This is a genomic window from Candidatus Poriferisodalis sp. (genome assembly GCF_965214215.1).
Classification (GTDB): domain Bacteria; phylum Actinomycetota; class Acidimicrobiia; order Acidimicrobiales; family Poriferisodalaceae; genus Poriferisodalis.
Genome location: NZ_CBDCBD010000003.1, coordinates 2644382 through 2667401, shown reverse-complemented (window position 1 = coordinate 2667401; position 23020 = coordinate 2644382). Strand labels below are relative to the sequence as shown.

General features: G+C 66.2%; 24 protein-coding genes. 20 read left to right on the top strand and 4 right to left on the bottom strand.

Features of this window, described 5'->3' with window-relative positions:
• Positions 1-15 precede the first annotated feature (15 nt).
• Both ACOOF5_RS14270 and ACOOF5_RS14265 read left to right on the top strand, forming a co-directional pair.
• Complete coding sequence (locus ACOOF5_RS14270; protein ID WP_420440268.1) at positions 16-1101, top strand: NAD(+)/NADH kinase; 1086 nt, start codon at positions 16-18, stop codon at positions 1099-1101.
• Positions 1091-2716, top strand: coding sequence for a 2-oxo acid dehydrogenase subunit E2 (locus tag ACOOF5_RS14265; RefSeq protein WP_420440266.1), 1626 nt, complete (start codon positions 1091-1093; stop codon positions 2714-2716). Before ACOOF5_RS14270 ends, ACOOF5_RS14265 begins: the two co-directional genes overlap by 11 nt.
• 47 nt (positions 2717-2763) lie before the next feature.
• Here ACOOF5_RS14265 and ACOOF5_RS14260 read toward each other — a convergent pair whose 3' ends face one another.
• The 3 genes from ACOOF5_RS14260 to ACOOF5_RS14250 all read right to left on the bottom strand — a co-directional run bounded on the left by ACOOF5_RS14260 (position 2764) and on the right by ACOOF5_RS14250 (position 6524).
• On the bottom strand, positions 2764-3921 hold the full coding sequence (locus ACOOF5_RS14260; RefSeq protein WP_420440264.1) for an acyl-CoA dehydrogenase family protein: 1158 nt from the start codon (positions 3919-3921) through the stop codon (positions 2764-2766).
• Between the two features lie 118 nt (positions 3922-4039).
• Positions 4040-4603, bottom strand: a complete 564-nt coding sequence (locus tag ACOOF5_RS14255) for a VOC family protein (protein ID WP_420440262.1) — start codon at positions 4601-4603, stop codon at positions 4040-4042.
• A gap of 130 nt (positions 4604-4733) precedes the next feature.
• Positions 4734-6524, bottom strand: a complete 1791-nt coding sequence (locus tag ACOOF5_RS14250) for a flavin-containing monooxygenase (protein ID WP_420441001.1) — start codon at positions 6522-6524, stop codon at positions 4734-4736.
• A gap of 256 nt (positions 6525-6780) precedes the next feature.
• Between ACOOF5_RS14250 and thrH the strand changes: the two genes are divergently transcribed.
• The 10 genes from thrH (at position 6781) to ACOOF5_RS14200 (ending at position 13889) form a co-directional block, all read left to right on the top strand.
• On the top strand, positions 6781-7428 hold the full coding sequence (thrH, locus tag ACOOF5_RS14245) for a bifunctional phosphoserine phosphatase/homoserine phosphotransferase ThrH (RefSeq protein WP_420440260.1): 648 nt from the start codon (positions 6781-6783) through the stop codon (positions 7426-7428).
• A gap of 96 nt (positions 7429-7524) precedes the next feature.
• Positions 7525-8007, top strand: a complete 483-nt coding sequence (locus ACOOF5_RS14240) for a peroxiredoxin (protein ID WP_420440258.1) — start codon at positions 7525-7527, stop codon at positions 8005-8007.
• 55 nt (positions 8008-8062) lie between these two features.
• Positions 8063-9067 (top strand): ROK family protein, encoded by a 1005-nt coding sequence (locus ACOOF5_RS14235; protein ID WP_420440256.1) that lies wholly within the window; start codon positions 8063-8065, stop codon positions 9065-9067.
• Positions 9064-10515, top strand: a complete 1452-nt coding sequence (gene dacB, locus ACOOF5_RS14230) for a D-alanyl-D-alanine carboxypeptidase/D-alanyl-D-alanine endopeptidase (protein WP_420440254.1) — start codon at positions 9064-9066, stop codon at positions 10513-10515. The genes ACOOF5_RS14235 and dacB overlap by 4 nt, the downstream gene beginning before the upstream one ends.
• A complete protein-coding gene (locus ACOOF5_RS14225; protein ID WP_420440252.1) occupies positions 10502-11185 on the top strand; it encodes an LON peptidase substrate-binding domain-containing protein in 684 nt (227 codons plus the stop codon). The genes dacB and ACOOF5_RS14225 overlap by 14 nt, the downstream gene beginning before the upstream one ends.
• Before the next feature lie 79 nt (positions 11186-11264).
• Entirely contained in the window at positions 11265-11666 is a 402-nt protein-coding gene (locus ACOOF5_RS14220; RefSeq protein WP_420440250.1) for a hypothetical protein, read from the top strand.
• Positions 11659-11904: a hypothetical protein gene (locus tag ACOOF5_RS14215; RefSeq protein WP_420440248.1), complete on the top strand. Its 246-nt coding sequence runs from the start codon at positions 11659-11661 to the stop codon at positions 11902-11904. The genes ACOOF5_RS14220 and ACOOF5_RS14215 overlap by 8 nt, the downstream gene beginning before the upstream one ends.
• A gap of 10 nt (positions 11905-11914) precedes the next feature.
• A complete protein-coding gene (locus ACOOF5_RS14210) occupies positions 11915-12166 on the top strand; it encodes a hypothetical protein (RefSeq protein ID WP_420440246.1) in 252 nt (83 codons plus the stop codon).
• A complete protein-coding gene (locus ACOOF5_RS14205; RefSeq protein ID WP_420440244.1) occupies positions 12163-13002 on the top strand; it encodes a tRNA (adenine-N1)-methyltransferase in 840 nt (279 codons plus the stop codon). The genes ACOOF5_RS14210 and ACOOF5_RS14205 overlap by 4 nt, the downstream gene beginning before the upstream one ends.
• 92 nt (positions 13003-13094) lie before the next feature.
• The gene (locus ACOOF5_RS14200; protein ID WP_420440242.1) at positions 13095-13889 is read left to right on the top strand and encodes a S1 family peptidase; all 795 of its coding nucleotides are present in this window, start codon (positions 13095-13097) and stop codon (positions 13887-13889) included.
• 150 nt (positions 13890-14039) lie between these two features.
• Here ACOOF5_RS14200 and ACOOF5_RS14195 read toward each other — a convergent pair whose 3' ends face one another.
• On the bottom strand, positions 14040-14273 hold the full coding sequence (locus ACOOF5_RS14195; RefSeq protein ID WP_419839112.1) for a ferredoxin: 234 nt from the start codon (positions 14271-14273) through the stop codon (positions 14040-14042).
• Positions 14274-14446: 173 nt separating this feature from the next.
• On the opposite strand from ACOOF5_RS14195, the gene arc reads away from it, so the two are divergent.
• The 8 genes from arc to lepB all read left to right on the top strand — a co-directional run bounded on the left by arc (position 14447) and on the right by lepB (position 23010).
• Complete coding sequence (gene arc, locus ACOOF5_RS14190) at positions 14447-16210, top strand: proteasome ATPase (RefSeq protein ID WP_420440240.1); 1764 nt, start codon at positions 14447-14449, stop codon at positions 16208-16210.
• Positions 16211-16221: 11 nt separating this feature from the next.
• Positions 16222-17730, top strand: coding sequence for a depupylase/deamidase Dop (gene dop, locus ACOOF5_RS14185; protein WP_420440238.1), 1509 nt, complete (start codon positions 16222-16224; stop codon positions 17728-17730).
• 80 nt (positions 17731-17810) lie between these two features.
• Positions 17811-18002 (top strand): ubiquitin-like protein Pup, encoded by a 192-nt coding sequence (locus tag ACOOF5_RS14180; RefSeq protein ID WP_420440236.1) that lies wholly within the window; start codon positions 17811-17813, stop codon positions 18000-18002.
• Positions 18003-18007: 5 nt separating this feature from the next.
• On the top strand, positions 18008-18853 hold the full coding sequence (gene prcB / locus ACOOF5_RS14175; protein ID WP_420440234.1) for a proteasome subunit beta: 846 nt from the start codon (positions 18008-18010) through the stop codon (positions 18851-18853).
• Entirely contained in the window at positions 18850-19590 is a 741-nt protein-coding gene (prcA, locus tag ACOOF5_RS14170) for a proteasome subunit alpha (RefSeq protein WP_420440232.1), read from the top strand. Before prcB ends, prcA begins: the two co-directional genes overlap by 4 nt.
• Before the next feature lie 158 nt (positions 19591-19748).
• Positions 19749-21107: a Pup--protein ligase gene (pafA, locus tag ACOOF5_RS14165; RefSeq protein ID WP_420440230.1), complete on the top strand. Its 1359-nt coding sequence runs from the start codon at positions 19749-19751 to the stop codon at positions 21105-21107.
• 221 nt (positions 21108-21328) lie between these two features.
• On the top strand, positions 21329-22315 hold the full coding sequence (locus tag ACOOF5_RS14160; RefSeq protein WP_420440228.1) for a DUF3866 family protein: 987 nt from the start codon (positions 21329-21331) through the stop codon (positions 22313-22315).
• On the top strand, positions 22312-23010 hold the full coding sequence (gene lepB / locus ACOOF5_RS14155; RefSeq protein ID WP_420440226.1) for a signal peptidase I: 699 nt from the start codon (positions 22312-22314) through the stop codon (positions 23008-23010). The genes ACOOF5_RS14160 and lepB overlap by 4 nt, the downstream gene beginning before the upstream one ends.
• The last annotated feature ends 10 nt before the right edge of the window (positions 23011-23020 follow it).

Here is a 23020-nt window from a genome sequence, read left to right as displayed (position 1 = left end):
AACGCGATGACGCGGATGGAACGACCGCCCGGCAACACAGTGGGCATCGTTGCCAACCCGCTCGCCGGCAAAGACCTCAGACGCCTGACCTCGGGTGCCACACCGGTCTCGGACGCAGTCAAGATCGGCGCGATCCGCCGTGCCGTCGTGGGTGCAATGGAGGGCGGGGCAAACCGTGTGCTGATCAGCGGCGACCGGGCGCGACTGGGGGAGCGAGCCCTGGCAGGGCTGAGGCTGCCGCGAATTGGGGAAGGCTCCGGTAGCGCTGTGGCGCACGCCGAGGTGCTCGCGGCGCATGGCTGGCATACCGGCCGTGATTCGCAACTGACCGCCGCACAGTTCCGTGACCAGGGTGTGGGGGCGGTGATTGCGCTCGGCGGCGACGGCACCCAGCGCGATGTCACCAAGGGCTGGCGAGACGTGCCGCTGGTGCCGCTGGCGGTCGGCACCAACAACGTCTTCCCGCTCCAACTTGAGGCCACGGTCGCCGGGTTCGCCGCAGGAGCAATGGCGAGCGGCTGGGCCGGCGTAGCCGACGTCACCTCGCAGGCGAAGATCATCGACGTCACGGTGGAGGGGAGCCCGCAGGCCGATGTTGCGCTGGTGGACGTATGTCTGGTGCGCGGATCGTTCGTGGGCGCACGCGCCGTGTGGGAGTCGGCATCGGTGTGCGAGATCGTCGCTGCGATCGCCGAGCCGGACTCGGTGGGGCTGTCCGCCATCGCTGCGGCTGTGGCCCCAGTTCGACGACACGAGGCCGGCGCGGCCCATGTGCGCCTGGGATGTACGCCGGGCTCGGAGTCAGCACCGGGCGACAAGCGAATCCGGGCAGCCGTGATGCCCGGCAGCTATTCCGACATCGACATTGCCCTGTGCGAGCGGCTGGCGTTCGGCCAGCCCGTCACGCTGCGCGGCCCCGGTGTGCTGGCCCTCGACGGTGAGCGAGAGATCGTGCTGGGCGCTGGCGAACGGGCAACGATCACCGTCAACCCCGACGGGCCGCACGTGATCGACGTGGGCGCAGCGGTTGCAGCGGCGCAGCGACGGCGCTACCCCTTCAGCCCCGCGCCCGCAGGACGAGGAGACCTCGATGGCCGTTGAGTTTGCGATGCCGAAACTCGGCCTGACGATGGAGTCGGGCACGATCCTGCGCTGGCTGGTGCCCGACCGCGCCGAGGTCACCGCGGGGCAGTCGGTGCTGCTGGTGGAAACCGACAAGGTCGAGACCGAGATCGAGTCTTCGGGCAGCGGCGTGCTGGCCCAGACCGGCGAGGTAGGCGAGGAGTACCTCTGCGGCGTGAGGATCGGCTGGTTGTTGGAGGCCGACGAGGAACTGCCCACTGATCCTGCGAAGGCTGGCCCGCCGGCTGCGGCCCAAGTGCAAGCCGGTGGAGTTCCGGCGCCCCCAGGCTCCGCCCAACCTGCTGTCGCCCCGGCTGGGCAAGCCTCTCCCCGACCTGCCGCCGCGCCGGTTCGAGCACCGGGTGAGCGCATCCTGGCGTCGCCAGCGGCCAAGCGAATCGCCCGCGAACTCGGCGTGGAGTTGGCAGCGGTTGCCGGGTCTGGGCCCAAAGGCCGTATCACTGAGCGAGATGTGCGAGCGGCGAACGCGGCACTCCAAGCAGGCGATCCGGCAACCGTCGGGGGATCTACGGCGCCCGGGCGAGGCCCATCGGCACCCTCGCCGGCAGCGGGGTCGCCGACGCATGGGCCGGTTGGGTCGGTGCAACCGCCGGCAACGCTCGCTGCGCGGCAGCTTGCCGACCTGCTCGGCGCCGACCTGCGTGCTGTGCACGCCAGCGCTGCCGATGGACGCATTTCACGGGCCGATGTGGCCGCCTATGTCAGAACGCTTCTGTCCGAACTGAGCTCCGGCGCTCCCACCCCTTCGGGGCGGGCCGCAGAGTCTGTGGGCGAGACTTCCCAGCAAGACAAGCCTGCAACCGGGGCCGCGACGCCCGATCCGGTGCCGCCTTTGACGCAGACGCCGTCCGAGCAGATCCCGCTGCGGGGCATGCGAGGCGTGATCGCGGAGCGCATGAGTGCGTCCCTGCGCTCGATGGCCCAGCTCACGCTCACGATGGATGTCGACATGAGTGCCGTCGTGGCGGAACGCAAGTCGCTCGTCAAAGTGGCCCGCAGTGGCGACACCGATGACCGTGCCGATGCCGGCGAACCTGAAAGCGGCGCAGCTTCGACAAGTTCAGTGGTGCCGGGCTACACCGACTTCGTGGTTGCTGCTGTCGCGGCTGCGCTGGGGGAGCACCCGCGGGTGAATTCCCAAGTCACCGACGATGCGGTTGCGCTCTTGCCACACATACATGTGGGGCTCGCCGTTGCGCTCGACGACGGCCTGCTCGTGCCGGTGGTCCGCCATGCCGACCGCCTCAGCCTCGACGACATCGCTGCGGAGACCACCCGACTCGCCACCGGGGCCCGCGACGGCACGCTGGGCTACGACGACTACCAGGGCGCCACATTCACGGTGACCGCGTTGGGCATGTTCGGCGTGGACGCTTTCACGCCGATCATCAACTCACCGAACACTGCGATCTTGGGTATCGGCCGCATCCGCGAAGACACCGTCTGGTCAGATGGCAACCCGGCAGCTCGCCCGACGCTCACGCTCTCACTGACCTGGGATCACCGGGCATTCGACGGCGCTCCTGCCGCTCGTTTCGCCGGGGCGGTTCGAGACTGGCTCGAATCCCGCTAGCACGTGCCCCATCGCCACTGCCGACCGAACTCGGCATCTGGGTCGGTTCAGATGTCGACGTAGCTGCGCTTGGCGACCTCTTCGAGCATGACCTCGGTGGCCCCGCCGCCGATCGGCAGGATGCGTGCATCCCGGCACATCCGCTCGATCGTTGATTCGCGCATGTAGCCCATGCCGCCGTGAAACTGCATGCAGTCGTACATGACGCGGTTCACGACTTCGGCCCCGAATGCCTTGACGCCCGACATCTCCTTGGTGGCGTCAATGCCGTGTTCCCAGAGCCACGCGGCGTGGTACATCGAAGCCCGCACGGCATCAACTTGCGCCTGGTTCATCGCCATGCGCTGGCGGATCGCTCCGAGGTCATACAGCGAGCCGCCGAAGGCCTTGCGCTGCTGGGCGTAGGCATTGGTCATGTCGATGGCGACCTGAGCAGCACCGATGCCCATGCCCACGATCACCATCCGCTCATTCTGGAAGTTCGCCATGGCGGCGTAAAATCCGCGGTGCTCTTCGCCGAGCAGGTGATCGTCGGGCAGCCACACGTCACTCAGCACCAGCTCCGCAGTGTCCGAGCAGCGCCAGCCGTGCTTGTCGAGCTTGCGGGCCACTTCGAAGCCCTCCGCTGCGGTCGGCACCAGGAACATGGAGATCCCGTAGCGGTCATCAGGATTGGTGCGTGCTGCGAGCGCGATCACGTCGCCGTACACCGCGCCGGTAATGAATGTCTTGGTGCCGTTGAGACGCCAACCTTCGCCGTCGCGCACTGCGGTCGTGCGCAGACCTGCCACGTCAGACCCTGCGTCGGGCTCGGTGACTCCGATGCACATCATGGTGTCGCCCGATTGGATCGACGGAAGCCAGTGCTCAAGCTGTGCTTCAGAACCAGCGTTGAGCAGGTGCGGCAACGCCATGTCGGTGTGCACCAAGATGTTCGCCTCGAAGCCGGCGAACGTCGAGGTGCCGAGCGCTTCTGCGAACGCCGCCGAAGCGAGCGGGCCGAGCCCGAGCCCGCCCCACCTCTCGGGAATCCGGAGCGAGAACATCCCAAGTTCGCCCATGCGCTTGTAGATCTCGCGCGGGACCTGCCCGGTCTCCTCCCAGGCATCGCCGGCGGGCGTGACCTCGTTGGCCACGAAGGTGACGGTCTGGGTGTAGATCGCCTGCAGCTCATCGCTCATGTAGATGTTGCGATTGACGGTCATGCTCGCTCACAGCCTCCCCGATGTGCCGTCCGCAAGGCGTCCACCAGCGGCGATCTCACGATACGAGCCAAAGCAGCGATCTCGCCGGGAATCCGAGCGGAGTCCGCGAAAGGACCGCTCAGTTGGCGGCGACTGGAGCGGAGCCCTGCTGCACCAGCTCAGCCAGCGGGTCACCGCGGCGGAAGCGCTCGAGCAGCACATCAGCGTCGAAGAGCACCCCGATCGGGTCCTCTGCGAAGACCGGTCCGTTCATGAACTCGATGCACTCATCCATCGTGGCGAAATTCTCGACCTGGAACTCCACACCGTTGCCGTCGGGATCGGCGTAGTACATCGAGGTGGTCGGCCCGTGGTTGATTGTGCGCACCGGCATGATGCCGGCGGTGCGCAACCGCTCGTAGTGGTCCATCAGGTCACTGAAGCTGCCCATCGAGTACGCAATGTGCTCGAGCGTGCCCTTGCGCGACTCGTAGCGACCCGGCTGGCCCCGGTTGATGAATGCCATCCGGTGATGTTCGTCGTCGTAGGAGATGAAACAGATGAACTCGTTCTCATGGACGACCTGTGCCGCCAGCACAGTGCACCACCAGTCGCGCACCGCCGGAATGTCGTCGGTGCGAAACACGCAATGAGCCATCTTGGTCGGCAGGCGAACGTGCGGAATGGTGGCTTGCGACGCCATGACAACTCCTCTCGGCCAACCCCTGCGGGCCTGCTTCTCGGCGCTGTCGCCATTGGCGACGGCGGCCGCTGCGCGTCAACAGTATCGGGCGTGCCGCGACGTGCTCCGGGTTGGCCTTCGGCCCGAAAGTTCAGCTGAGGTCGATGCCCTCGAGACGGCCAGTGGAGCGCCACTCGTCCAGCAGGCGAAAGAACTTGATCGGTCCGGCGCCATACATCGCCGAAAAGAAACCGTTGGGGTTCCCGAGCTTGCCCTCGTTGTTGTAGTACCCGGGCGTGCACGCCTCGTAGAACTTCACGCCGAGGCGGGCCTTGTCGGCCATCTCGTCCTGCCACCACTGCTCGGCCTCGATCGTGGGCTCGATGCGCACGCAGTCACGGTCTGCCGCTTCGTTGAGCATGTAGACGACATGGGCCGCCTGCTCGCCGAGCGCGTGCGGCACGTTGACCGTCACAGCGCTCTGGGTGAAGCCCAGGAAGAAGCAATTCGGGAAGCCGTGACTGGTCAGGCCGTGGAAGGTCTTGACACCGTCGGACCACTTCTGTGACAGCGTCTGACCGCCGCGGCCGATGATGTCGTAACCGGCACGGCGGGTGTAGGTGGTGCCGACCTCGAAGCCGGTGGCAAAGACGATGCAGTCAAGGGCGTACTCGGTACCGCCGACCACGACACCTTTGGGCGTGATGCGCTCCACGCCGAGGCCGTCGGTGTCGACGAGATGCACGTTGGGCCGGTTGAACGTGGGCAGATACTCGTCGTGAAAACAGGGCCGCTTGCAGAACTGCCGGTACCAGGGCTGGAGAGCCTCGGCCGTCGTGGATTCCTCGACCACTTCTGCAGCCCGCGAGCGCACGGTGTTCATCTTCTGAAAATCGGCCAGCTCCATCAGGCGGCCCTTCTCCGCTCCGGTGAGACGGCGCCCGAGCCGCCGAGCCGCCGTCTTGGCAGCGATGCCGGTGAGGTTGCGGAAGATGTCCGTCCAGCCGTCGGAGACCAAATCGACGTCCTGATCGCCGCCGCTGACCAAAATGTTGAAGTTCTCCATGCGGCGACGCTGCCAGCCGGGCTCCAGCGAAGCAGCCCATTGGGGGTCGGTCTCGCAGTTGTTGCGGACATCGATCGATGACGGCGTTCGCTGAAACACGAACAGTTCCTTGGCCCACTCGCCGAGGTGGGGGATGCACTGCACCGCCGTGGCGCCCGTGCCGATGATGCCCACCCGTTTGTCGGTCAGCTTGGTGAGATCGCCCTCGGAGTTGCCTCCGGTGTAGTCGTAGTCCCACCGGCTGGTGTGAAAGGTGTGCCCCTCATAGGAGTCGATGCCGGAGATCCCAGGCAGCTTGGGCCGGTTGAGGGGGCCGTTGGCCATCGCCACGAAGCGGGCCCGCATGCGGTCGCCCCGATCGGTGGAGATGATCCACTGGGCCTGATCGTCGTCCCAGCGCATCTCGGCTACCGAGGTCTGCAGGCACGCGTTGTCGTACAGCCCGAAGTGGCGAGCGATGGCCTTGGAGTGCTCGAAGATCTCGGGAGCGAACGAGTACTTGTGCTTGGGCATGTAGGCCAGCTCTTCGAGCAGTGGCAGGTAGCAGTACGACTCGACATCGCACATCGCCCCGGGATAGCGGTTCCAGTACCACGTGCCCCCGAAGTCGCCTGCTTTCTCGATGACTCGAATGCTCTCGTAGCCGGCCTTGCGAAGCTCGGCCCCCATCAGGAGCCCGCCGAAACCGCCGCCGATGATGGCGACGTCCACTTCGTCGAAGAGCGGCGCCCGCTCGACGCGCTCGGTGTAGGGGTCATCCACGTAGTTGGAAAAATCGCCCACGACCTCGACGTATTGCTCGTTGGCATCGTCACGCAACCGCTTGTCGCGTTCAACTCGGTACCGGTCGCGTAGCTCGTCGGGATCGAAGTCCATACCGGGCAGGAAGACCTGCTCCAGCGACAGCGGTTCGCTTGCTGGGGCGTCAGCTGGGGAGGGGGTCGGGCTCGTGGTGCTGAGGCTCATGCGGTTCGTTTCCTGCTTCGTGCGCCGGTGGAGTCGGCGGCAATATCTAATCATTCTTAGAAAGGCTCGAGCCACACTATGTGCACAGCGACACGCACTTGGCCCGCTTGGCCGGAGCCTGCAAAACCGCGGTCGCGCGGCAGACATGCCGTCAGGCACTGCTCGCATGACAGACTCGGCGCTCGTGCAGAGGGTCATTGCGTTGGACATGGAGGGCGTGCTGACGCCCGAGATTTGGATTGCGGTGGCTCAGCGCACCAGTATCGACGAACTCAGACGCACGACCCGTGACGAGCCGGACTACGACGCGCTGATGCGGTACCGGATCGACGTTCTGAATGCCCACGACGTATCGCTCGATCAGATCCGCGAGGTCATCGCAGAGCTGCCCCTGTTGGAGGGAGCGCGAGAATTCCTCGACGAGCTCCGGCACCGCTGGGTCGTGGTGCTGCTATCGGACACCTTCGAGCAATTCGACGACCACTTCTTGGAGCTGATGGGTTACCCGCACCTGCTGTGCCACCGGCTCGACGTGGTCGACGGCCGTTTGGCGGGCTGGCGACGCCGGGTGGACGACGCCAAGCGCCGCGCCGTCGAGGCATACCGCGCGCTGAACTACCACGTGACCGCTGTCGGTGACTCCTACAACGACCTCACCATGCTGCGGGCAGCCGACATCGCGAGCCTGTTCCGATGCCCCGAGGCGGTGGCTGAGGCGAACCCGGACCTGCCTGCGGCATTCACCTACGACGAGTTGATGCGTTGGATCGCGAGCGTGCAGGTGCCCGGCGCGCAAGAGGGCTGTGGCACCTGACGCTGCGGAAACGAATCTGCCGATGCAGCCTCGCAAGCCAAACGGGCGGCGCGGATACGCTGCGCACCACATCTTCTGAAGAGACGGAGCAAAACCATGGCGATTGAGGTCGGCGACCAGATTCCCGATGTGACACTGCGAGTACTGGACGATGGCGGCATGCCAGCGCCGGTGCAATCCAGCGAGATGCTGGGCAGCGGCAAGGTGGTGCTGTTCGCAGTGCCGGGCGCATTCACCCCTGGATGCAGCAACGTCCACCTGCCGGGTTACATCGAGGGTGCTTCCGAGCTTGCCGGCAAGGGCGTCGACAAGATCGTCTGCGTCTCGGTCAACGACGCTTGGACGATGGGTGCCTGGGCCCAGGCGCAAGGTGCCGAGGGCATCGAGATGGCTGCTGACGGCAACGGCGAATTTGCCGATGCCATGGGCCTGGTCATGGATGGCTCCGGATTCGGCCTGGGTTCTCGCTCGCGCCGGTACGCAGCGGTCATCGAGGACGGCACGGTCACGGCGCTCGAAGTGGAGCCCGGCGGCGGCATCGAGGTGTCGAGTTGCTCTTCGATCTTGGGGAAACTCTGATCCGCAGCAGGTAACTGCGAGAGTGCGGCGCCTGGGAACGGGTGCCCCAACGCGCATGACAACCGACGCGCCGAGCGCTGCCGATGCGGCAGATGCACTGGTCTCGGCAGTTCATCTCGGCTTCGATGTCGGCGGCACGAAGATCTTCGGCGTGGCGACCGATGGCAGCGGTGAGCTGCAACGGACGCTGCGCGAACCGACGCCCCACGGCGCCGAGCCATTGATAGCCACCCTTGCGTCCATGGTGACCCAACTCGGTACCGGTACGGGCCCTGTGTCGGTCGGCATCGGAATGGCGGGCCTGATCACCATCGACGGCAAGGTGACGGTCTCGCCCAACCTTGTCGGCGTCGACGGCGCAGACATCGGGTCGGGACTCAGCGACTTGCTGGGCCTGGATGTGTTTCTTGACAATGAGGTGAACTGCGCCGCCCGGTGGGAGCTTGCCTCTGGAGCAGCGCAGGGCGTCCGCGATGGCGTCATGGTGTCGCTCGGCACCGGCATCGGCGGCGCTTTCATGCTTGGCGGCGAGGTGTTGCGAGGCTCGAGTGGGCTGGCCGGGGAACCTGGCCACATGATCGTCGAAGCGGATGGTCGCCACTGCGCGTGCGGGCGGCGGGGATGCTGGGAGATGTACGCATCGGGCTCCGCGCTGGCACGGATTGCCGCCGAGCGGTTGGGCACCGAGGTCACCGGTCCGGCGGTCACTACTGCGGCACGTCGCGGGGATGCTGCGGCACTCGACGTGCTCGATGAGTTCAGCTACTGGCTGGCGCTGGGCATCTCGAATCTGTGCATCTTGACCGACCCCGAAATGGTCGTGATCGGCGGCGGCCTCAGCGAGGATTGGGATCTGCTGGCGCAATCCGCCGAAGGCCACGTGAACGCACTGCTCATCGGTCGGTCTGCTGAGTCACGTCCAATAATCGTGCCCTCCCAAGCAGGCGAGATCTCTGCGGCGCTCGGCGCCGCCATGGGCGGAGCGCAGGGCCACAGCGCCGCCATCGGCGGAGCGCAGAGCCACAGTGCTGCCGTAGGTGGCCTTCCTCGCGAGACGTGAGACCTTTGCGCGCGGCCGTGCTGGTGCTGTTGACAGCAGCGGCTGGCCTGCTGCCCACGGTGGCGGCCCTGCGCATGAACGCATCGGCTGGCGATGCTGCGACGTACGCAGCATCGCTGCGTACCCCCGTTCTGACGCCGACGGCCGACGACGGTGCCGCGACCGGGCCGTCGGCGCTGCCGCTGCTGCGGGCCGAACGCGCACCCGGTGCACTGTGGCGAGCAGCGCAGGAGCATCACATCGGCACCGAGATGACCGCGTTCAGCTCGGACTGGCCCGAGCCACACTGCCTCGCGATCTCGATTGACGGCACCGAGGTGTTCTCGAGCAATCCCGATTCGGTGATCCCCGCATCAGTACAGAAGCTCATCACCGCCGCAGCAGCGCTGGCCGTCGCTGACCCCGATGAAAGGCTCGTCACCCAGGTGCTGACCGATGCCGAGATCGTCGACGGCACCCTCGACGGCACCGTCTGGGTCGTCGGCGGCGGCGATCCGCTGATCATGACCCAGTCGTACGCAGATTCTCACCGCCGCCAGCCGCAACTCCGCACGCCGGTGGAAGACCTTGCCGACGAACTCCTTGGGCTCGGCATCGAGACGCTGCGGGGCAATCTCATCGCGGATGAGTCTCGTTACGACACGACACGGTTTCCCGAGACGTGGCCGCAGCGTTACATCACCCAGCTCAACAGCGGCCCGCTGTCTGCGCTGAATCTGAACGACGGCATCACGGGCTTCACGACGACGCTGTCTGCTGCGGAACACCCGGCACGCTGGTTTGTCTCCACCTTGGCCGATCTGCTGCGGGTTCGGGGCGTCTCGGTGGACGTCGAGATCGACGTGTCGGTGGCGCCAAGCGGCATGAGCGAGATTGCTCGGCTCACGTCGCCGCCGCTGGTGGAGATCATCCAGCAGATGCTGCGCGAGAGCGACAACACCACCGCCGAGCTGATGCTGCGCGAGATCGGCCTGCGAAGTGCAGGACAGGGCACCACCCCAGCGGGCGCTGCTGCGGCAGAGCGGATCGTGTCAGACCTGCTGCCTGACCAGTCACGTCCCGCGGTGGTGGACGGTTCGGGATTGGATCGTCAGAACATGGTCACCTGCGGCTTCCTCGTCGCGCTCCTCGATCATTTCGGCACCGAGAGCGAACTCGCAGCGGGGCTGCCGGTTGCGGCGCGCACTGGGACGCTCTCGCACCGCTTCGCCGAACATCCTGCTGCCGGGCGGCTGTATGCGAAAACCGGTCTGCTGCGGGGTGTCAACGCCCTAGCCGGGTTCATCGAGACCGACAGCGGCACGGTGACGTTCGCCCAGATGCTCAATGGCGTGCCGCCCGATGGTCGTGTCGGCTTGGACCTGCAGGAGTCATTGGTCGGCCAACTCCTGCGCTACCCGGTGGGCGACGTCACCGCCCTGCGAGGATTGGCCCGTGGCTCTGCCTGATGACGCACGCGAGCGTGCTGTGCCCGATGACGCACGCGAGCGTGCGATGTTCCCGCTCGGGTCGCCTCTGCTGCCAGGTGGCGTGCTGCCGCTGCACATCTTCGAGCCCCGGTACCGGGCGCTCGCGCGGTGGTGTACCGACACCTCGGAACCTTTCGGCGTCGTGATGATCGAACGTGGCAGCGAGGTCGGCGGCGGCGACGTGCGTGCCGATGTGGGATGCCTGGTCGCCATCGTCGAGCACCAGGAGCTGCCCGACGGGCGCTGGATGATGATCGTCGCTGGTGATCGCCGGATCCGGGTGGTCGAGTGGCTGGCCGACGATCCCTATCCCAGGGCACTGGCCGTCGATTGGCCCGACGAACCCGCCGAGGTGGCCACAACCGAGCGGCAGGCCGCTGTCGCTCGCCTGCGCCGCCTGCGGGCGCGCGCGTCCAAGATCGGTGCCATCAGGGTCACCGCGGCCGAATCGACTGCCGTCGACGATCAGCTCGCGCGCCTGGCCATGACGCCTGGCGACGCTTCGGCCTGGTCGTTCCAGCTTGCATCGCTCGTGCCTGCCGGCCCGTTCGACCGCCATCAGATGCTGTGCTCGCTCGATCCTGCCCGTCGGCTGGCGGTGATCGGGGAGGTCCTCGACGGCGTAGAAGAACTGCTGGGCGACCGGTAGCGTCGCCCTGCGGGGGGCGGGGCAGCCCGCTCATGTCGAGCGGCGACTTGTGCGGGAACCGGCTGCACCCTCGCAGCGTGTGCCCCAGCAGACGGGACCTGAGCGAACTGTGCCTCGACGAGACTCCGGCTTGCGAGCCGAGATTTCCGAACTCCTCGAGATGCTCCGGGCCTATGCCGTCCAAGAGACGGTGGGCCCACTGCGTGGGCTCGGCCGGTACTTGCTGTTCGGGCTTGCCGGCGCCTTGGGGGTCAGCTTGGGCGTCGTGCTTGCGACGCTGGCGCTCGTGCGCGTGCTGCAGGCAGAAGCCGGCATCTTCAATGCGAACTGGTCATTCGTCCCATACCTGGCGGGTGTCGCCTTTCTCGTACTGGCGATCCTGGCGCTGATTCGGGCGGTACGGCCGGGGCGCAACGGTGCCACGCCTGACCTCACCGCACCGAAGGCCGATGGGCACGCCACAGGCGATGACGATGACTGAGGGCAGCGAGGGACTCATGACCGGTTCGGGCACAAATGGCCAGCGCATCACGCCGTCGGACATCTCCGGGCGCGTCCGAGAGATCATGGGCGGGGCAGGCGATACCGTCGAACAGGTGTCCAGCGCCGCCGTCGCCGTGGCCGCGGCGCTCGGCACGGGCCTCGTGCTGGCTGCGTTCTTGTTCGGCCGCCGCCGAGGGCGCCGTCGCAGCACGCTCGTTGAAGTCGTGCGGGTATAGGCCCACCAGCGTGAAGGTCAACGTGGTACCTCGGCGCATAGGCGCCCGTGCTGCGGACGCACTGTGGCGACGGGCGCGCAGCGGCAGCGGGGTGTGGCTGGCGGCGGCGATCGTAGCCAGCGGGCTGCGGCTGTTGCGTCACATCGCCAAGCGCGAGCGAGAAGTGGTGTTTCAAAGCGAGCTTGCGGCTGGCGAGCAGCTCGTGATCCGTCTGGTGCAGCGCGGCGAAGGCGACGACTTGCCCACAGCGGAGGGCACGTGAGCCAGGCGTCGGCTGCATCGCAGCCGGCCGAGCTGCAAGCCGGCGATACCGTGCTGATGATCGACAGTCGCCATCGCCGCTACCTCGTGACGCTGCGCGAAAGCGGCGAGTTCCATACCCATGCAGGCGTCGTGCAGCACGACGCGATCATCAACTCACTCGAAGGCTCGCAGTTCCGCACCGGTTCGGGGGCACGGTTCGTGGTGGTCCGTCCCACGCTCGCCGATCACGTGCTGAAGATGCCGCGCGGGGCCCAGGTGATCTATCCCAAGGACCTCGGCGCGATCTTGATGCTGGCTGATGTCCGGGCGGGCATGGAAGTGTTCGAAACCGGCGTGGGCTCGGGCGCACTGTCGGCAACACTGCTGCGCACGGGTGCCTCCGTCACCGGGTACGAGCTGCGGGAGGACTTTGCCAATCGGGCGCTGAGCAACGTCGAGGCCATTGCCGGACCTGGCGCACTCGAGCGCTACGACGTCCAGCTTCGCGATGCCTACGACGCCGTGGAGGGGCCACAGCATCCGGACCACCCGGGTGCCTCAGTCGGGTTGGCGTGCTTCTATGACCGCGCCGTGCTCGACATTCCCGAGCCTTGGCGCGTCGCGAAACACCTGCCGGGCCGGTTGCGGCGCGGCGGGATTGTCGTGGCCTACAACCCGTCGGTGACCCAGGTGCAGCAGTTGCGCCGCACGCTCTCAGACGGACCTTGGGCCCTGATCGAGACCATCGAAGTACTGCACCGCAGCTGGCATGTCGAAGGAGCGTCCGTGCGGCCCGATCACCGCATGGTCGCCCACACCGGCTTCTTGACGCACGCTCGATTGATCGAGGCGTGACGGGCTTCGCGGCACCCCGACACCTCAGAACCCGAACCCGTGCGCGCAGTGCGTCGGCCGTGGCGTTGTGCGCGGGGCTGTGCGCGCTGATGATGGCGTTGACATTGGTCGGCTGCGCGCCCGATCCCGACGATGCCGGCAGGGCAGGCGAGCCCCCAGAACCCGTTGCACATATTGATGGCGTGAATGGCCCGGTGTGGGTGGGGGCGCCGCCCGCAGTGCTCACGATCAGCGATGAGACGCTCGCTGAGGTCGCCCATGCGGTGGTGCCGCTGCGGGCCATGGGTTGCGCACCCGTCTCCAACGGCACGGCGTTCGCCATCGCCCCGGGTCTGCTGATCGGGGCTGCCCACGTCATCGCAGGAGCCTCAGAAGTAGAGATCGATGTCGTTGCGGGCGAGTCCGCAACGGCGGTGTCTTTCGGTGTGGAAGTGGTGGGATTCTCCGAAGCACGGGATCTCGCCTTGCTGCGAACCGATGCGCCCCTGCCTGCGTTGAGCGTCGATCGTGGCCGGATCGGTGCAACCGCAGCCGTGCTCGGCTACCCCGAAGGCTCCCGGCTGGAAGCGTCGCCTGCCCGTATCGAGCACTACGTGAGTGCGAGCGGATTGTGGGGCGACGGGACCAGGCGACGTGTCTACGTCTTAGCGGTCAACGTGCGTGCGGGGCAATCGGGCGGACCGCTCGTCGATCATCAGGGCAACGTTGTCGGTATCGCGTTCGCCACGGTGCGCGGGCCCGCAGACGTCGGCTTCGCACTCAACCGCGACGAACTGGTGGGCTTCCTCGTCTCGTCCGGAGTTGATGCCCGGATCGACTACCTAGGCCGCACCGTGGTGCGGGCGCAGCCGAAAGAGCTGCGCGAGGTGCCGAACGGAACGTGTTGAGGCCGAGGCCTCAATCTGTCCGTGTTGATGCTTCACTGAGGCTTACGCCTCAATCCGCGTTTGATGCTTCACTGAGGCTTACGCCTCAATCCGAGTTTGATGCTTCACTGAGGCTTACGCCTCAATCCGAGTTTGATGCTTCACTGAGGCTTACGCCTCAATGAAGATGCACTCTCCGGGGCACTCTTCGGCGGATTCGATCACAGCGTCGAGCTGCGAGTCGGCGAACTCTGCGAGACCTTCGACGCCACCCGGTTCAGCGAACACCTTGTCGCCTTCCTTCACGTAGGCAAGACCATCGTCGAGAAGCGTGAAGACATCTGGTGCGATCTCTTCACAGAGCCCGTCACCGGTGCACAGATCCTGATCGATCCAGACCTTCATGGTGTAGCGACCTTCCTATGGAACGGCTCGACCGGGGAACCGAGCCAACTATGAAATCTACCGAATCGGCGCGCGTACTGCACGGCACTGCAGTGCAACGCTCCCACGGCCGGGCTGCGAACGCAGCCGAGCGTCGCGTCGAGACAACGGTGTCAGGGTAGTGTCGGCCGCGCATGGACCAGAGCGAGGACGAGCCACGGCGCACCAATGCGGGCGATGCGGGCGAGCTCCGCAGCCGCGTGCGCTCGCTCGAAGAAGAGGTCACCTTGCTGCGGCGCAAACTGGCCGACACACCCGCCCGGGTCAGCACGCTCGAAGAGCGCCTGCTGGAGGCCAAGGGGCAGCTGTCCGCTGCGGTGTCGCAGAACGAGAAACTGACCTACACGCTGCGTGAGGCGCGCGAGCACATCGCTGCGCTGCGAGAAGAAGTGGACAAGCTGACCCAGCCACCCTCGGCCTACGGAACGTTCCTGTCCCGCAACGACGACGGCACCGCAGATGTGCATGCCAGCGGCCGCAAGATGCGCGTCGCCTTGCACCCTGACCTCGCCGAGACCGAACTCGTCGAGGGCAGCGAGGTCGTCCTCAACGAGTCCTACAACATCGTGCTGGCACGGGGTCCCGAGACCTCGGGCGAGGTGGTCACCCTCAACGAGGTGCTCGAAGACGGATTCCGGGCGCTGGTCACCGGTCGCGCCGACGAGGAACGCATCGTGGAGCTCGCCGGAGATCTGCGGGATCAGCCGCTGCGATCCGGCGACAACCTGCTGCTTGATGTTCGATCCAACATCGTGCTCGAGCGCCTGCCACGGCCCGAAGTCGACGATCTGCTGCTCGAAGAAGTGCCTGATGTCACCTATGAGGACATCGGCGGGCTGGACACCCAGATCGAGCTGATTACCGATGCCGTGGAGCTGCCGTACCTGCACCAGGATCTGTTCCGCACCTACGACCTGCCGGCGCCGAAGGGCATCTTGCTGTATGGCCCGCCCGGGTGCGGCAAGACGCTGATCGCCAAGGCGGTCGCCAATTCGCTGGCGGCCAAAGTCGGCGAGGTGTCGGGCCAGCAGGGCGCCCGCAGCTTCTTCATCAACATCAAGGGCCCCGAACTGCTCAACAAGTACGTGGGCGAAACCGAGCGCCAGATCCGGCGCATCTTCGAGCGTGCGCGCGAGAAAGCCTCCGAAGGCTGGCCCGTGATCGTGTTCTTCGACGAGATGGAGTCACTGTTCCGCACCCGCGGCAGCGGCATCAGCTCCGACATGGAGTCGACCGTGGTGCCGCAGTTGCTGGCGGAGATCGATGGGGTCGAGGGTCTGCGCAACGTCATCGTAATCGGTGCCTCGAACCGCGAAGACCTCATCGACCCGGCGATCCTGCGGCCTGGACGCCTCGACGTGAAGATCAAGATCAACCGGCCTGACGAGCAGGCGGCACTGTCGATCTTCAGCACCTACCTGACGCCGAAGCTCCCGATCGACCAGATGGAGGTGGCCGATCTGGGCGGGGGGGACCCCCACAAGGCAGTGCGAGTGATGATCGAGCGCACCGTCGACGAGATGTATCGCCCCGACGACCTCAATCGCTTCTTGGAGGTCACCTACCAGAACGGTGACAAGGAAGTGATGTACTTCAAGGACTTCGCATCGGGAGCGATGATCGAGAACATCGTGCGGCGGGCCAAGAAGAACGCCATCAAGCGTTCGCTGGCCACCGGCAGCAGCGGCATCCGGTACGACGACCTCATGGGCTCCATCCGCCAGGAGTTCCGCGAGCACGAAGACCTGCCCAACACGACGAATCCCGACGACTGGGCGAAGATTTCCGGCAAGAAGGGCGAGCGGATCGTATTTATCCGCACCCTCGTCGACCCCGACGACAGCGAGGCGCTCGGCGGCCGAGCCATCGAACGGGTACAGACCAGCCAGTACCTCTAGAGTCCCGGGCGGTGGCGGTTCACAAGGTCGTTGGCATCGAGACGGAGTTCGGGATACTCCATCGCTGCAACGGCGACTCCAATCCCGTTGCGGCGTCGTCGATGATCATCAACGCCTACGTCAACGGGTTCTTGTGCCAGCGCGTCAGCTGGGACTTCGAGGACGAGCAGCCGGGCATCGACGCACGAGGTTTCAACGAGTTCGATGCGCTCGCGCCTGAGATCGAGACGCATCTGGTGAACGCCGTGCTGGCCAACGGTGCCCGCTACTACGTCGATCACGCACATCCTGAACTGTCGACGCCGGAGTGCTCCGACGCACGCCAATGCGTCGTCTACGACCGCGCAGCGGAAGAAATCTTGATCCGCTCCATGCAGGCCGCCAACAATCTCCTGCCCGATGGCGAGGAGTTGGTGATTCACAAGAACAACAGCGACGGCAAGGGAAACAGCTACGGCTGCCACGAGAATTATCTGTTGGACCGTGACGTTCCCTTCGGCAGGATCGTGACGCACATATTGCCGTTCTTCGTGACCCGCCAGATTTTCTGCGGCGCTGGCAAGCTGGGCGCCGAAGTACCGATGGGCGACCGCTCGCCGCCGCCCTTCGGAGACCGGCCGTTTCAGATAAGCCAGCGGGCCGATTTCTTCGAAGAGGAAGTCGGCCTTGAGACCACGCTCAAGCGGCCCATCGTCAACACCCGAGACGAACCCCACGCCGACACACGCAAGTACCGGCGCCTGCACGTGATCATCGGCGACGCCAACATGAGCGAGGTCCAGACCTACCTGAAGCTCGGCACCACCTCGCTCGTGCTGGCCATGATCGACGACGACTTCGTGTCCGAGCCGCTCACCCCGCTCGTACCCGTCGCGGCGCTGCGCCAAGTGAGTTTCGACACCGCCTTATCGGGACTCATCGAGCTGGTCGACGGCCGCCACATGCGTGCCATCGAGATCCAGTGGGAATACCTGGATCTCGCCCGCAAGTATGCGCAGCGCCACGGATTGGAGCCAGTCGGCGGCGACGACATCGGCAACGACATCCTTGACCGCTGGGAAGCTGTGCTCACAGGGCTGGAATCGGATCCGATGAGCCTTGCGACGCAACTGGACTGGGTTGCCAAGCTGCGTCTGTATGAGGGGTTCGCCGGGCGGCACGACCTCGACTGGGACGATCCGAAGCTGGCCGCCCTCGACCTGCAATACCACGACCTTCGTCCGTCCAAGTCGCTAGCGCGGCGCGTGGGCCTCGAGCGCATCACCACCGACGACGAAGTGGACGAGGCCGTGTCGGCGCCGCCGCCGACGACGCGCGCCTATTTCCGGGGCCGCTGCCTCGAGAAGTTCGGCGAGGAGATCGTGGCCGCCAACTGGGACTCGATGGTGTTCGACATCGGAACGGATCCGTTGCGCCGGGTGCCGATGCTCGAACCGCTGCGAGGAACCCGGACGCACGTGGGTAACTTGTTGGACGAATGCCGCGACGCAGCCGAGTTGCTGCGACGGCTGGGCAACTAGCAACTCCCCTCGTCCCCAGGCGGCAGTCAGAACGCTTACGCATTCGAGACTCAGTCAATCGAGACCGCAGGAGGCCCGAGATGGCAGAACGCGAGCAGGTACGACGGTCGGCTCCCAGGGAGACCACCGAGACCGCACATCCCGACACGGCGTCGGGGGGGGCGACCGAGCTGAAGGCCGAACTCGACGACCTGCTCGACGAGATTGACGATGTGCTCGAGACCAACGCCGAGGAATTCGTGAAGAATTACGTCCAGAAGGGCGGCGAGTGAATCCCATGCCGTTCTTCGCCCCGGGAGATGATCCCGGAGCGAGTTTTCTCGAACTGCTGCGCCGCACCGGGAGCGAACCGTTTGCGGGGTTCGCCCCCCTCGCAGCGTCTGAGAGCGGCTTCGGTGCCGTCGAGGGTTCCCACGCCACGACCGTGCTCGCCGTGCGCAGTGCCGGCGGCGTGGTCGTCGCAGGGGATCGGCGCGCCACCAGCGGGCATCTCATCAGCCACCGCGACATGCGCAAGGTATTTCCGGCCGATTCGTTCTCGGCAGTTGCCATTGCCGGGGCGGCGGGCCCGGCGGTGCAGATGGTTCGCCTCTTCCAGCTGCAGCTCGAGTACTACGAGAAGATCGAAGGCAAGCCCCTGAGCTTGGAGGGCAAGGCGAATCAGCTCGCCGAGATGCTCAGGGCGCACTTGCCCCAGGCGATGCGCGGCCTTCCGGTGGTGCCGATATTCGCCGGATACGACCCTGGCGACGGGAGAGGCAGGCTCTTCCAATACGACGTGACCGGGGGTCGCTACGAGGAGCAGGACTTCGCCACGGCCGGCTCTGGCAGCTTGCACGCGGGAACGGTCCTCAAGCTCGGATTCGAGGACGACCTGAGCGAACCGGACGCCCTGGCGCTCAGCGTGCAGGCGCTGTGGCACGCAGCAGACGAGGACAGTGCGACTGGCGGACCCGATCCGGTGAGGGGCATCTATCCGGTGCTCGCCGCAATCGACGAGGACGGCTTCCGTCAGCTCAGCGATGCGGAATCGGGCGCCGTCTTTGCGGCTCTGCAGGCCAATCTTGCCGGCAGCGGGAGCGGCGGAGGATCGACCGCCAATCCAGGCGAGGTGTCGCGATGAGCATGCCCGGGATGTACGTCAGCCCTGAACAGCTCATGCAGGACCGAGCGGACTACGCACGCAAGGGCATCGCCCGGGGCCGCTCGCTGGTGACACTGGAATACAGCGACGGCATTGCGCTCGTGGCCGAGAACGCCAGCGCGACCCTGCGCAAAGTGTCCGAGATCTACGACCGGATCGCGTTCGGTGGCGTCGGCCGCTACATCGAGTTCGACCAGCTGCGCATTGCCGGCGTGCGTCACGCCGAGCTGAAGGGCTACCAGTACTCGCGTTCAGACGTCGAAGCCCGCAGCCTCGCCAACCAATACGCGCAGATGCTCGGGCAGTTCTTCACCCACGAACTCAAGCCGCTCGAGGTCGAGATCGTGGTCGTCGAGGTAGGCAGCGGCGACGAGGCAAACCAGCTCTACCGAATCCAGTACGACGGGACCGTCATGGATGAGGAGGCGTTCTGCTGCATCGGCGGTGATGCCGACGCGGTGCGCGAGCGCGTTGCCGAGGGTTACGACCCCGAATTCAGTGCCGCAGCGGCCATCCGCCTGGCCTGCGCAGCGCTGGCCGGGCCCGAACGCGAGATCACTGCACCAGATCTCGAGGTGGCCTTGCTTGAGTCGATCGTTCCCGACGCGACGCACCGCCGCCGGTGCTTCCGGCGCCTCGACGACGCCGAGGTGGAAGCTGCACTCGGCGACGACGCTGAAGAACCCGACGACAGCGCTGATCAGGCAGATTCTTAGCGAGCAGCGCGGGTAGGTGCGTCCGAGTTGGAGGCGGCAGAACCCCCTGCTCCCGCGATCCAGCAGGTCGCAACGTCGCAGAGTCCCCTGCCGCCTCCAACGCTATGGCATCTGTGCCGACCCGTTCGAGCCCTTGGGGGCGAAGTACGGTGAGCGCCGTGCAGCGGCGCATCATGGGTCTTGAGAACGAATACGGGGTCACCTGCACGCTGCGAGGGCAACGACGGCTGAGCCCCGACGAGGTGGCGCGCTACCTGTTCCGCCGGGTGGTCTCGTGGGGCCGGTCGAGCAACGTGTTTCTGGCCAATGGCGCCCGCTTGTATCTCGACGTCGGCAGCCATCCCGAGTACGCCACTCCTGAGTGCGATTCGGTCTACGACGTGGTGTGCCACGACCGTGCAGGCGAGCGGATCCTCGAGCAGCTCGTCGCAAGCGCGACGGAGCGGTTGGCCGAAGAAGCCTTCAACGGCACGATCTTCCTGTTCAAGAACAACACCGACTCAGCCGGCAACAGCTATGGCTGCCACGAGAACTACCTGACCAGCCGCGCCGACGATTTCTCGAACTACGCCGAAGTGCTGATTCCGTTTCTGGTCACGCGCCAGATCTACGCCGGGGCGGGCAAGGTGCTCAACACCGCCAAAGGCGCCCGCTACTGCATCACCCAACGGGCCGAGCACATCTGGGAAAGCGTGTCGAGCGCAACCACCCGCAGCCGCCCGATCATCAACACCCGTGACGAACCCCACGCCGACGCCGAGCGATTTCGCCGCCTGCACGTCATCGTCGGCGATTCGAATATGAGCGAGTACACGTCGTTCCTCAAGATTGGCGCGGCCGCACTGATGCTGCGCATGCTCGAAGACCCAACAGTGGTGCTGCGCGACATGACGCTGGAAAATCCGATCCGTGCGATCCGCGAAATCAGCCACGACATCAGCTGCCGTCGCAAGGTGCGACTCGCGAACGGACGCGAGGTCAGCGCTGCGGACATCCAGTCTGAATACCTCGAACGGGCTCTGCGCTTCGCCGAGACCAATGACCTCACCCCCGAGGAGTCGCGTGCGCTGGGCATGTGGGAACACGCCATGACAGCGATCAACGACGATCCGCTGAAGCTGGACCGGGAGGTGGACTGGGTCATCAAGCACAAGCTGCTCACGGGCTACGCCGACCGCCATGAGACGGGCTTCGATGACCCCCACATCGCGTTGCTCGACCTGCAGTACCACCACGTTCACTCGACACGGGGCGTCTTCTACCTGATGCAACGTGCCGGTCACGTGGAGCGGGTGCTCGATGAGGCTGACGTCAGCCGGGCGATCGAGCAAGCGCCGCAGACGACGAGGGCTCGGCTGCGCGGGGCGTTCGTTCGTGAAGCCAAGGCACGGCGCCGCGACTACACCGTCGACTGGGTACACCTGAAGCTCAACGACCAGGCGCAGCGAACGGTGCTGTGCAAAGACCCGTTCCGGTCCCACGACGAGCGGGTCGACAAGCTGATCGAATCGCTGTGATGGGTGCGGTGACACGCAATGTGACTCTCCGGATTCCGCTGCAGAGCGAATCGCCGCTCAGCCAGCCGTCGCTGGCTGAGGTGACACGCAATGTGATCCGCCGGATTCCGCTGCGGAGCGCCGTCCGGCGCCGACACCCAGCCGGCTGAAGGCGCCAGATGCCGCGCTTCGCGCGCTTTGGGGCCGCTGAAGTGCGTGACGTCAGGCCTGGACTGCAGCGGATGAAGCTCGCCGACGGGAGTGAGGCGTACGCGCTGACGGATTTCTGCGGCCCGGTTGCGGTCGGTGACGAACTGCTCGTGAACACCTCCGCCATCGACCTGGGCCTCGGCACCGGCGGCGCCCATGTCGTGCACACGAATCTCAGTGCTCCCTATGAGGGCGCCGGTGGCGTGGGCCGAGTAATGAAGGCCCGATACCTCGCCGAGCAGCTGCCCGTTGATGCGTACGAGGAAGCTGCATCTGAGGAAGCCGCATCTGACGGGGCCGCGGCGTTGGAGCTGCCCTCGCTGGCGGGCACAAGGGTCGTGCTGTGCGTGCTGCACAGCCATGCGCTGGCGCTGGCTGCCGCGGTCTGTGATGCCACAGCCAGCGCGCCGGGCTATGTCATGACCGACGGCGGAGCACTGCCGTTCGTGCTGAGCGATCTGGCCGCGGCGTGCCTCGAACGAGGCGTGATCGCGACGGCCGTGAGTGCTGGGCAGGCCTTCGGCGCGCCCATCGAGGCGGTCACGGTTGCCTCGGGAGTTGCAGCGCTGGCGCAGCGGCAGATCGAACGTGTGGTGATCGCACCCGGGCCTGGGCACCTCGGCACCGCCAGTCCGCTGGGCTTCTCGGCGCTGGACCTGGCCGGCTACGCAGCAGTGCTAGACCGGCTCGGTGCGGCGACGGCGCTGGCGGTGCGGGCATCATCGGCCGACGAGCGGGAACGTCACCGGGGCGTCAGTCACCACACCCGAACCGTTGCGGCACTGTCTCCGCGGCGCACGGTGGTGCCGGTGCCGGCCGGCGTGGCTGCAACGCCTGACGACGCCGAATGGATCACCTCCCTGGGCGAGCGAGCGGTCTGGTCAGGGCCGGCGGCGGTGGCCGAGGCGCTCGCTGGGATGGACCTGCAGATCACATCGATGGGACGCCCGCTGGCGGGTGACCGCGACACCTGCGACTGGCTCGGTGCGGCGGCGGCGTGGCTGTCGGAGGCACCATGAACTTTCCCGACGAGGCTGACGGCGAGGCTGACGCCGAAGATCGGGATGCACCCGCAGTCCAACGGGATGAACCCGGCGCTGCCGACCTCGACGGCGGGGTGAGGGGCGCACCCGGAGTACGGGGCAGACATCCGCGGCCGCACCGGCCACCGCGCGTGCGGCGGGCCATGAGCCAGCGCTCGCGCAACCTGCTCTCGTGGGGGTGGGTGCTGGCGACGGCGGTGGTGCTCGCTCTGCTGATGCGGACGTTTCTCATCGCCGCGTTCTTCATTCCGTCCGAATCGATGGAGCCGGTGCTCGCGATCGGCGACCGCCTGCTGGTTTCCAAGCTCAGCTACCGCATCGGCGACCCCGATCCCGGCGATGTCGTCGTGTTCCGGACCCCAGAATCGATGCAGCCCTCCGAAACCGCCGAACTCATCAAGCGAGTGGTGGCGGTCGGCGGGCAGACGGTCGGGGCAGAGAACGGGCGGCTCGTCGTCGACGACCTGCCGGTAACCGAGGACTACCTGCCGCCCAACGTGTACACCCGCGACTTTGGTCCGCTCGGGGTGCCTGCGGGCTACGTGTTCGTCATGGGAGACAATCGCGGCTCCAGCCAGGACAGTCGCGTCTTCGGGCCAGTCGCTGAGGGCGAGATTGTCGGTCGAGCGTTCGTGCGTTTCTGGCCGCCCAACCGGCTTGGCGGCTTGTAGTTCTCCAACG

Coding starts and splice junctions, on each gene's coding strand:
- ACOOF5_RS14215 (WP_420440248.1), top strand. CDS start 11,659: ATGACTGAGGGCAGCGAGGGACTCATGACCGGTTCGGGCACAAATGGC.
- ACOOF5_RS14195 (WP_419839112.1), bottom strand. CDS start 14,273: ATGAAGGTCTGGATCGATCAGGATCTGTGCACCGGTGACGGGCTCTGT.
- prcB (WP_420440234.1), top strand. CDS start 18,008: ATGCCGTTCTTCGCCCCGGGAGATGATCCCGGAGCGAGTTTTCTCGAA.
- ACOOF5_RS14235 (WP_420440256.1), top strand. CDS start 8,063: ATGACAACCGACGCGCCGAGCGCTGCCGATGCGGCAGATGCACTGGTC.
- ACOOF5_RS14180 (WP_420440236.1), top strand. CDS start 17,811: ATGGCAGAACGCGAGCAGGTACGACGGTCGGCTCCCAGGGAGACCACC.
- lepB (WP_420440226.1), top strand. CDS start 22,312: ATGAACTTTCCCGACGAGGCTGACGGCGAGGCTGACGCCGAAGATCGG.
- ACOOF5_RS14260 (WP_420440264.1), bottom strand. CDS start 3,921: ATGACCGTCAATCGCAACATCTACATGAGCGATGAGCTGCAGGCGATC.
- ACOOF5_RS14240 (WP_420440258.1), top strand. CDS start 7,525: ATGGCGATTGAGGTCGGCGACCAGATTCCCGATGTGACACTGCGAGTA.
- ACOOF5_RS14265 (WP_420440266.1), top strand. CDS start 1,091: ATGGCCGTTGAGTTTGCGATGCCGAAACTCGGCCTGACGATGGAGTCG.
- ACOOF5_RS14270 (WP_420440268.1), top strand. CDS start 16: ATGGAACGACCGCCCGGCAACACAGTGGGCATCGTTGCCAACCCGCTC.
- ACOOF5_RS14200 (WP_420440242.1), top strand. CDS start 13,095: ATGGCGTTGACATTGGTCGGCTGCGCGCCCGATCCCGACGATGCCGGC.
- arc (WP_420440240.1), top strand. CDS start 14,447: ATGGACCAGAGCGAGGACGAGCCACGGCGCACCAATGCGGGCGATGCG.
- ACOOF5_RS14250 (WP_420441001.1), bottom strand. CDS start 6,524: ATGGACTTCGATCCCGACGAGCTACGCGACCGGTACCGAGTTGAACGC.
- ACOOF5_RS14160 (WP_420440228.1), top strand. CDS start 21,329: ATGAAGCTCGCCGACGGGAGTGAGGCGTACGCGCTGACGGATTTCTGC.
- prcA (WP_420440232.1), top strand. CDS start 18,850: ATGAGCATGCCCGGGATGTACGTCAGCCCTGAACAGCTCATGCAGGAC.
- thrH (WP_420440260.1), top strand. CDS start 6,781: ATGACAGACTCGGCGCTCGTGCAGAGGGTCATTGCGTTGGACATGGAG.
- ACOOF5_RS14255 (WP_420440262.1), bottom strand. CDS start 4,603: ATGGCGTCGCAAGCCACCATTCCGCACGTTCGCCTGCCGACCAAGATG.